We start from the raw sequence: 9,124 nt of genomic DNA on the forward strand, positions 1-9,124 counted from the left end.
TCAACCCCGAAGGCGGCGGGGCAGAGGCCTCACCACAGGGCAGCACCCAGGACCACACCCGGGACAGCCGGGACCACGGCAGGCGCTCCCACCCCGCTCAACCCCGAAGGCGGCGGGGCAGAGGCCTCACCACAGGGCAGCACCCAGGACCACACCCGGGACAGCCGGGACCACGGCAGGCGCTCCCACCCCGGTCAGCCCCGAAGGCGGCGGGCGCGCCAGAGGAGGTACAGGGCCGTGGCCACGGCGGCGGTGCGCAGGACCCAGGGCCAGGTTGCGGCGATGGCGTCGTTCATGTGGCCCTCGGCGACCGGGTCGCCCCAGCGGCCCTCGGTGCGGCCCCACAGCCAGACGGCACCGGCGGCGGCGACCGTGCCGGGCAGGCCCAGGACGGCCCACTTCGACTGGGCCGGGGTCAGCCGGCGGGAGAGGTAGGCGATCAGCCAGCCCAGGCCCAGCGGAACGAGGTTGCCGAACACGGCACCGGCGACCAGGAGGGCGGCGGCGAGCAGCAGCAGGGGGTTGTTCCAGCCCCCCTCGGGCCACAGGCGGGGCAGGCGGCGGCGCCGGACCACAGCCTCTCCGGCCACCGGCTCCGCGACCGCCTCCACCACCTCCACGGCCGCCTTCTCACCGACGGTGTTCCTCTTCTCCGCCTCGTCCTCCGCCCCCGGCGGCGGCCTGAGCAGCTCCGGGATCTCGATGCCGCCGACGAACCCGGGCACACTGTCTCCGGCGCCCGCGAACGGGCCGTTCTCCACGCGCCACCAGTCCCGCCGCCGGCCGCCCGTGCCCCCCAGCTCCTGCGCACTCGCCAGGTGCGGCGGGGACGCGGCAGGCTCGACCACGGGGCCGGTTGCGGGTGCGGTGCGCCGCAGGCTTCTGCGCCGCTCGGCCTTGCGGGGCGCGGGGTCCCGTTGGACGGGCACCGCGGCGGGCGGCGGCACCGGTGCCTGCCCGCCGCTCTTGCCACCCGCCGCGTCGACGATGTCGTCGGGGCTGCCGAGCCGGTCCAGGATGCGGCGGACGGCGGTGGGGCTGTCCACGGTGGTCTTCGCACGGTGCCGGTCGATCTCGTTGCGCAGCTCCGAGACCAGCCGCATACGGGTGGCCGACGGCAACTGCCGCTGCTGGGCCACGTCGCCGACGCGGCTCAGATACTCGAAGACGACCTGGTCGCTCTCGATCCCCACGTTCCCCTCCGGGGCGGTGCGTTGAGGTACCCCGCCGGACGAAGGTACCGAATCCCGCGCCGCCCGGCCGAGGGCACCGCGCCGTCGCACCCGCACCCGCCGTCGGACCCACCCGCTAACGTGAACAGGATGAGCACCGAGGAGAAGTCCGCGGCCCCCCGGTCCCTGGCGGAGGCGCTCCGCGTCAGGGACGACGTCTCGCTGGCCGCCCTCCTGCGCAGTCGTCCCGATCTCATCACCCCCGTGCCGACCGACCTCACTCAGCTCGCCACCCGAGCCGGTACCCGTGCCTCGGTGGTGCGCGCGCTGGAGCGGCTGGACCGGTTCACGCTGCAGACGGCGGAGGCCCTGGCCGTGGCGCCGGACCCGGCTTCGTACGGCGAGCTGCTCGCTCTGATGGGCGGTGACGAGGAGGACCCGGCCGTCGCGGCCGCGCTGCCCCGGGCCGCCGCCCTGCTGCGCGAACAGGCCCTGGTGTGGGGCGCCGACGACCGGCTGCGGCTGGTGCGCACCGCCCGCGAGCTGCTCGCGCCCTCCCCGCAGCATCCCTCCCCGACGGGGCTCGGGCCCACCGTGCGGGAGGCGACGGCGGGGATGTCCCCGGGCCGTATCCAGGAGATCCTCGCCGCCGTCGGCCTGCCCTCGACCCACGACTCCGTCTCCGCCGTGTCCGCGCTCGGCACCCTGTTCGCCGACCGGCGGCGGATGGCGGCGCTCCTGGCCGGGCTGCCCGGGGAGTCCAGGGAGGTGCTGGCCCGGCTGGTGTGGGGACCGCCGTACGGGCAGGTCACCCACGACCCGGCGCCGCATCTGCGGGCGCTCCTCGACCGGGGCTTGCTGCTGCCGACCGCGCCCGGCACGGTCGTGCTGCCCCGCGAGGTCGCCCTGCACCTGCGCGCGGGCCGGGCGCACCGCACGCCCGAGCCGGTGCCGCCGCCGGTGGAGGCCGCCGCCACGCACCGTCCGCAGGTGGTGGACGCCACCGCGGCCGGTCAGGCCCTGGCGGCGCTGGCGACCGTCGAGGAACTGCTGAAGGAGTGGGACGAGGGAGGACCCGCGGTGCTGCGGGCCGGCGGTCTGAGCGTGCGCGACCTGAAGCGGACCGCGGTCGCCCTGGACGTGCCCGAACCGGTCGCCGCGTTCTGGGTCGAGCTGGCCTACGGGGCCGGGCTGATCGCCTCCGACGGGGAGGCCGACGAGCGGTACGCGGCGACCCCGGCGTACGACGAGTGGCGCGAGCTGCCCCCGGCCGAGCGCTGGGCCGGGCTCGCGGGGACGTGGCTGACGGCCACCCGGACGTCCGGCGTGGTCGGCGGGCGGGACGCGAAGGACCGTACGCTCTCGGCACTGGGCCCGAACCTGGACCGTTCGGCGGCGCCGGAGGTGCGGCACCGGGTGCTGGCCCTGCTGGCGGCGCTGCCCGAGGGTGCCTCGGCCACCGAGGAGTCGGTGCTGGCCCGGCTGCGCTGGGAGCGCCCGTTGCGCGGCCCGCAGCGGGAGACGGGCCGGAATCGGGACGAGGATCTGCGGTCCCGGCTCGCCCGGTGGACGCTGTCCGAGGCCGAACTGCTGGGCGTCACCGGGCGCGGGGCGCTGACGGCGCCGGGACGGTCCCTGATCGGGGCACCCGAGGCGCCGCGCCCGGCGTCGGAGCCCGAGGGCCCCGGTGACAAGCTGCCCGTCCACCACCGCACGCCCCCGGTGCCCCCGCCCGCGACCTCCGCCGAACGGGCCGCGGCCACCGCGGCCGCCTCCCGGCTGCTCGAACCGCTCTTTCCCGAGCCGCTGGACCACGTGCTGCTCCAGGCCGACCTGACGGCGGTGGCGCCGGGGCCGCTGGAGCGTCCGCTGGCCGATGTGCTGGGGGTCCTCGCCGACGTGGAGTCCAAGGGCGGGGCGACCGTCTACCGGTTCACGCCGGGCTCGGTACGCCGTGCGCTGGACGCCGGGCGGACCGCCGCCGACCTGCACGCGTTCCTCGCCCGGCACTCCCGTACGCCGGTGCCGCAACCGCTGACGTACCTCATCGACGACGTGGCCCGGCGGCACGGGCGGCTGCGGGTGGGCGCGGCCTCGGCGTACGTGCGGTGCGACGACGACGCGACGCTGGACGAGATCCTCGCCGACAAGCGGGCCGCCGGCCTCGGCCTGCGCCGCCTGGCCCCCACCGTGCTGGCCGCGCAGGCCGATCCGGCGGCGCTCCTGGAAGGGCTGCGCGCGCTGGGGTTCGCGCCGGCCGCCGAGTCCGCCGCGGGGGACGTGCTGATCGCCCGCGCGGACTCCCGCCGCACCCCGCCGCGGGCGGCGCCCGAGCCGGTGCCGGACGGTCCCCCGGCCCCCGACGACACGCTCCTGGCGGCGGCGCTCCGTGCCGTCCGGGCCGGTGACCTGGCCTCCACGACCCCGCGCAAGCCGGGCCCCGGGGACGGAGAGGGCGACGGCGGTGCCACGGGCAAAGAGCCGCCCCGCACGGGCGCCGCCGAGACGCTGGCCACCATCCAGGCGGCGGTCCTGACCGGCGAGACGCTGTGGATCGGCTACGTGAACGCGGAGGGCGCCGCCAGCCAGCGCGTGATCGCCCCGATCCGTGTCGAGGGCGGTTTCGTCACGGCGTACGACCACACGGCGGACGAGGTGCGCACCTACCCGCTGCACCGGATCACCGGCGTGGCGGAGCTGGCCGACGACGCGGGCTGAAACCCGGCGGCCTCTCGGGTGTACGCGGTGGTTCACGCGCGCCGCGCCGGGTGATTCCACCCGCGGGGGAGCCTCTCCCCGTTCCGCGTCGGTTCGTCGACGGTCGGGCAGCCACCGGGTGCCCTGCGAACGAACCGGGAGGAAGAACCCGATGCGTACCGCCGTTCGCCGTGTCGCCACCGTCCTGACCTCCACCGCGGCGCTGCCGGCGCACTGGTCCCCGGGGCCGCCGCGCCGGAGGGCCCGCCCATCGGCAGCATCAACGCAGCTCTCCGGCAGCCCGGCTCCGCGATCAGGCACACTTGACGTTTGGCCGAGCCGTCGTCCGGCCGCACGCACGCGAAAGGGTGCCGCCCCGTGAATGGTCCGCTGATCGTCCATACGATCAGGCGCGATGCACACACTAACGGATAGATCCGAGCTGTGGAGCGGTCTGCCGGGCCAGTGTCCAAACCTCGCAGGTTGCCACTTCCTGTCCTGGGCACTCCACACCCGGCCCGCGACCTGGGTACCGTCAAGGGGACAAGCCCTGATGGATGGAGCACGATGCCTCGCCGCCCGCTGGAATGCCGGCGCCTCACCCCTAGGGGGGCGCGCTGATGCTGGAAGAAGCCGAAGAGATCGGCCGTCGCGCACGTCGCGCACGGCTCCGCCTCGGCATGACGCAAGCCGACCTCGCTGCCGCCCTGGGCAAGACACAGGGCTGGGTGTCCAAGATGGAACGCGGGCACATCGAACTCGACCGCGTCGGCCTGCTCAACCTGCTCGCCTCGGAACTGCACGTACACCCGAACGACCTGATCGGGCGTCCGTACAACAGCACCACCCCGGCCGAGAATCAGTGGCAGGTGTCTGCCGCCGCGATCATGCGTGAGCTGCGTCGCTACGACCTCGCTCCCGTCTTCGACGGAACGCCCCGCCCAGCCGGTCAGCTGTGGCAGGAAACCACCCGCCTGCACCGCCTCCGCGACGCTGCCGCGAACGTGGCGATCGTGCAGGTGCTCCCCGACCTGTTCCGTGAGGCGCGCGCCCTGGCCGAAGTCGCCACAGGCCATGAGCAGGAAGAGGCGTACGCCATCTACGCGGTGTGCTGCAAGTTCGCGCACACCGCCGCGCACGCCCTTGGACACCCGGAGCTGGTAGCTATGGCGTGCGAACGGGCCGCATGGTCAGCACGGCTGTCCGGTGACCCGGTGATGCCTGCCGTCGCCGACTGGATGCGCGTGTGGGACATGTGGGCCACGGCCGACTGGGACGACTCCGTTGCCCTGTCCGACAAGGCGATTCGCAGCGTGCAGCGGGATTACGACCGCGGTGAGCCGTTGGCCATACGGGCATGGGGGTCACTGCAACTGCGCGCGGCAGTCTCGGCGGCGCGGGGCGGCCGTAAAGCCGAAGCGAAGGATCGGATCAAGCATGCACGGAGCGCGGCCAAGCGGATGGCTGAGGCCGCCGGACCTCCGATCTACGACCGCCACAGTCTGACTTTCTCGCCGGGCAACGTGCAGATCCATGCGATCAGCGTCGCACTGGAGATGCATGAGCAGCGTGAGGCACTGTCGATAAACCGGCGCACGAGTAAGGAGTTGATCGCGTCTCTTCCCAACTCCCGTCAGGGACACCACCACATGGACCTTGCCCGCGCGTGGCTGTGGGACGGGAACCGCGACAAGGCGCTGAAGGAACTGGAGAAGGCCGAGATCATCGCTCCCCAGCTCGTTCGGAACCACCCCATCGCCCGGTCAACCCTGCGCAGCATCGTGTACGCCGAGCGGGCGAGCACTCGTGAGAAGCTGCGTCGCATGTCGGACCGCTTCCACCTCGACGGGTAGGGGTCGTATTCCTGCGATTCATATTGGGCCCCGAGCACCCACCTAGCTTCGGGGCATGGCCGATCGAACCTCGCAGCAACTCCCCGCGCCCCAGACCACTTTGAGCGCTGGCAGCCCCTTCCATCCCCGCCTTGGCGACCTCGCCATCGATCTGGCCAAGGCGGGAACGATCGGGGTCGTCGTCGCGCTGCCAAGCGACAGCTCGGCGTCGTACCAACTCCGTCCGCCTGGCGGAGGCGTGGACTGGCGCGCAAGGTCCGACGGCAGCACCCTGCGCCCCGTGCCGGTCCCGGTCACGCACGTCACGCCCGTGAAGCGCGACGCCGTGTACGACCCCCGCGCGCAGCAGGCCGCCATGGCGGTCACCGTCCACTACGAGGACGGAGGCACCTGCGAGTCGATGCTCGTCCTCACCCCTGCGCAAGTCGAGCTGTACTACAACCAGCTCGGCCGCATGATCAAGGCGCGGGAATCGGCCCAGGACCGTCGGCGGTGAGCCCGAACGTGCTGACGCTCGCCCCACCGACCTCTGCACGTGCCTTCGTGCGACCTCCCGTCGCATTCCGATGTGAAGCCACCGCCCACGACCTCAGCGGCTCCCGAGAAGTCCTGCTCGCCACCTATCGCGGCCGTTCCCCGCGCCTCGCGGCCCGGTGGCTGAGAGCGTCCGCGCACCGTTTCGCACGGCTGCTGTCCCCGGACAGCGGGGCCCTGGGCCTCCGTGACGCACCGCTCGTTCTCGCCGTGCCGGAAGTCCCGCGCCCTGATGTCCAGTTACGGGCGTGGGCGGAAAGCGATGCGGCGTACGAGCAAGCCCTTCGCGCCCTCGCCGCAGGCCGCGTCTTCGTGTTCACCGTGGCGGACTACGACGCTCGGTACTGCCTCCGCGTGTACCCGCTGCCGACTCGCCGGCCTCGCCTTCCGCAGCATCCTGCCCTGGCCGGGGGGTTAGCCCACCCCTCCGTAAGGGCGGGCCGTCACCGACGTCCCCGCGGGCGTCGTCCGACCCGATGACTCCCGCCCCCGCGTCTCTTCCGGTTCCCCCCGGCGCGGGGGCGGGTCCACCACGCAATCGCAGCTCTACCGCTGAACGCAAACCCGCCGCTCTGCGGCGCTGTCCTGCCCATCTACCGAGGGGAAGACGCGGTGACCATCTATCCCGTATCGCCGAACACCGTGCTCGCCAACGCGCTGACGAGCGCTGAGGACCTGCTGAGGCCGCACATCGCCAAGGTAGCTCCGGAGCGCATCGTGTTCGTGGTAGGAACGCAGATCAACGGAGCACCGCACGTCGGCACGTCCCTGGTTCAGTCGCTCACGTTCGCCACGGCGGCCCGGATCCGGGACAGGTTCGGCGTACCGGCGGAAGTCCAGTTCAGCGCACTCGACAACGCTCCGTACGCCATCGTCACCGACAAGGAGACCGGTCACCGCTACCAGCGTGCCTACGCGCACGCCCTGGGTGAGGCAGGCATCGCTGACCAGGTCGACAAGTTGTACCGGCCGCTGTTCACCGCCCTGTCCGAGCGCCTGAACGTGTCGTACTCCGTCGAGACCTACAGCCAGCAGCAGGCGGGCGAGCACTTCCGCCGTACCTGGCTGCGTCTGCTGCCCCGCCTGGACGCTGCCCGCTGGCATCTGTCTCCGTCGTCCGGCGTGCCACACGTTCGCGTCCCCTGCCCGCGTCCGGGATGCGGGTGGGCCGAGAAGTACGCCGAGCGGACCCACGTCCGTGACGACGGTTTCGAGCGGGCAACCATCTCGGCTGTGTGCCTGCACCACGGCGAATACGACGTCGTCATCGAACCCGCGACCGATGGTTACCTCGACCTCGCCACGCTGTACCGCAACCTCGTCAAGGAACTGGCCATCGCTGGGGCGCGCGGCACCCTGTACGTCATGGTCAAGGGCGGCGACTGGATGCCCGGCTGTCTGCTCGTCGACGGCGCCCTACAGGCCGTGGGCCTCACTCGCGGACAGATGACCGCCCGGCTCTTCTGCCCCCAGGTCGTCACGGACACGGGCGCGAAGCTGTCCAAGTCCCTCATCCGCGAGGGGCGCGCGCCCTTGCCCGACGGTGCGGCCCCGTGGATGCTCGACACCCGCGAGTGGCCCGGATCGTTGGGAGAGTACGTCGATCGCCTTCTCGGTCTGACCGACGTGCTACTCGCCGAACCACGCCATTTCTTCCGCTCGTACTCGGCCGGTGAACTCGGCCGGCTCATGTCCGCTGCAACAGCAAGGAGCGTTCCCGCCCCATGACGGAAACTGCCGCCGCGCGCGTCCGCGAACTGAACCTCTACCGCCGTTACTTCGACCTCGTCGCCGCCGGTGAGAAGACGATCGAGGTGCGGGTGAAGTACCCCCACCTGGAAGACCTGGCCGCCGGAGACGTCATCCGCTTCCGCATCAAGGGCACCGAAGAGACGTGTGACGTCCTGGTGAAGCGGGTCACGGAGTACAAGACGTTCGAGGAACTGCTCGACGGGGAGGGTCCGGCGAACGTCAACCCAGCCTCCTCCCGTGAGCAGCAGCTCGCCAACATCCGGGATATCTACCCGGCGGAGAAGGAAGCGCTCGGCGCGCTCGCCATCGAAATCGAGCTGCCACCCCAGTAAGCCCGCCGCGCTGTCCCCGCTCCCCCGAGGGGACTGCTCGCGGCTTCCTGGCGTCCGCCGCTCGCGCCCGTGCTGCGGGCGGCGGACGCCCACAACAAGAGACCGGACCACCCCTCAGCCTGGACAGCGATCCGGGGTGGTCCGGTCTTGGAATCCCTGGTCAGGACCCCGGTGCCGATGGTACCGGGGCGCTCGGCGTGCTCGAACGCGGGTGCGGCTCCAACCCACGTACCCCGATGTCAAGTTAGAGAGGGCCACTGTTGAAGTCCGGTCGGCTGCATCCCAGTTCTGACCTGCACCACCGAAAGTCAGCCACGGCGGCGGGTGGGCCGAACGAGCACCCGTCACGTGTGTCTCCAGCACCCCCCGCCGGCCTCAGCCACGCTGCTTCCATTCGTCACGGCCCTCGACCTCGTCCCGGCCTGGGCGTTGCCGACGCAGTTGCCCGGCGCATGGGCCTGCCTGCTGCATTGAGTTCCATCGGCTGCGAAGTGCGGATGGTCGGATGGCGCGACCTCGCTTGGCCGGTGTCGGCCTGGTCCTGGTGCTCGGAGTGGTCGGGTTGCTTCCTGGTCTGACTGTCCGCCTTGGAGGTGTTGCGCGCTGAGCGGGTGGGGGCCGCCGGAGCGGTGGCGGAGACAAGGAGCGGCGGCGGCCCCAGGCCCCCCCCCCCCCCCGCCCCCCCGGGGGGGGCCCCCCGGATGCAATAAAGAAAAAAAAGAAAACGACCCCCCGCGGGGGCCCGGGGCCGGGAAGCGCCCAGCGGGTGTCTACCCCACCCCAA

Annotated in this window: 6 protein-coding genes; 5 read left to right on the forward strand and 1 reads right to left on the reverse strand. The window is 72.4% G+C overall.

Annotation, left to right across the window (positions count from 1 at the left end; translation table 11 throughout):
* Positions 1 to 194: 194 nt before the first annotated feature.
* Entirely contained in the window at positions 195 to 1,193 is a 999-nt protein-coding gene (locus tag ACGFYH_RS10365; protein ID WP_393802706.1) for a hypothetical protein, read from the reverse strand.
* 129 nt (positions 1,194 to 1,322) lie between these two features.
* Between ACGFYH_RS10365 and ACGFYH_RS10370 the strand changes: the two genes are divergently transcribed.
* The 5 genes from ACGFYH_RS10370 (at position 1,323) to ACGFYH_RS10390 (ending at position 8,340) form a co-directional block, all read left to right on the forward strand.
* Positions 1,323 to 3,890 carry a helicase-associated domain-containing protein gene (locus ACGFYH_RS10370; RefSeq protein WP_393802707.1) on the forward strand — a complete coding sequence of 856 codons (2,568 nt, stop codon included), beginning with the start codon at positions 1,323 to 1,325 and terminating at the stop codon, positions 3,888 to 3,890.
* Between the two features lie 599 nt (positions 3,891 to 4,489).
* Entirely contained in the window at positions 4,490 to 5,722 is a 1,233-nt protein-coding gene (locus ACGFYH_RS10375) for a helix-turn-helix domain-containing protein (protein ID WP_393802708.1), read from the forward strand.
* Between the two features lie 55 nt (positions 5,723 to 5,777).
* Positions 5,778 to 6,218, forward strand: a complete 441-nt coding sequence (locus tag ACGFYH_RS10380; protein ID WP_393802709.1) for a hypothetical protein — start codon at positions 5,778 to 5,780, stop codon at positions 6,216 to 6,218.
* 650 nt (positions 6,219 to 6,868) lie between these two features.
* A complete protein-coding gene (locus tag ACGFYH_RS10385) occupies positions 6,869 to 7,984 on the forward strand; it encodes a hypothetical protein (RefSeq protein ID WP_393802710.1) in 1,116 nt (371 codons plus the stop codon).
* Positions 7,981 to 8,340, forward strand: coding sequence for an ASCH domain-containing protein (locus ACGFYH_RS10390; protein WP_393802711.1), 360 nt, complete (start codon positions 7,981 to 7,983; stop codon positions 8,338 to 8,340). Before ACGFYH_RS10385 ends, ACGFYH_RS10390 begins: the two co-directional genes overlap by 4 nt.
* The last annotated feature ends 784 nt before the right edge of the window (positions 8,341 to 9,124 follow it).

This window comes from Streptomyces sp. NPDC048392 (genome assembly GCF_043200575.1).
Lineage (GTDB): Bacteria > Actinomycetota > Actinomycetes > Streptomycetales > Streptomycetaceae > Streptomyces.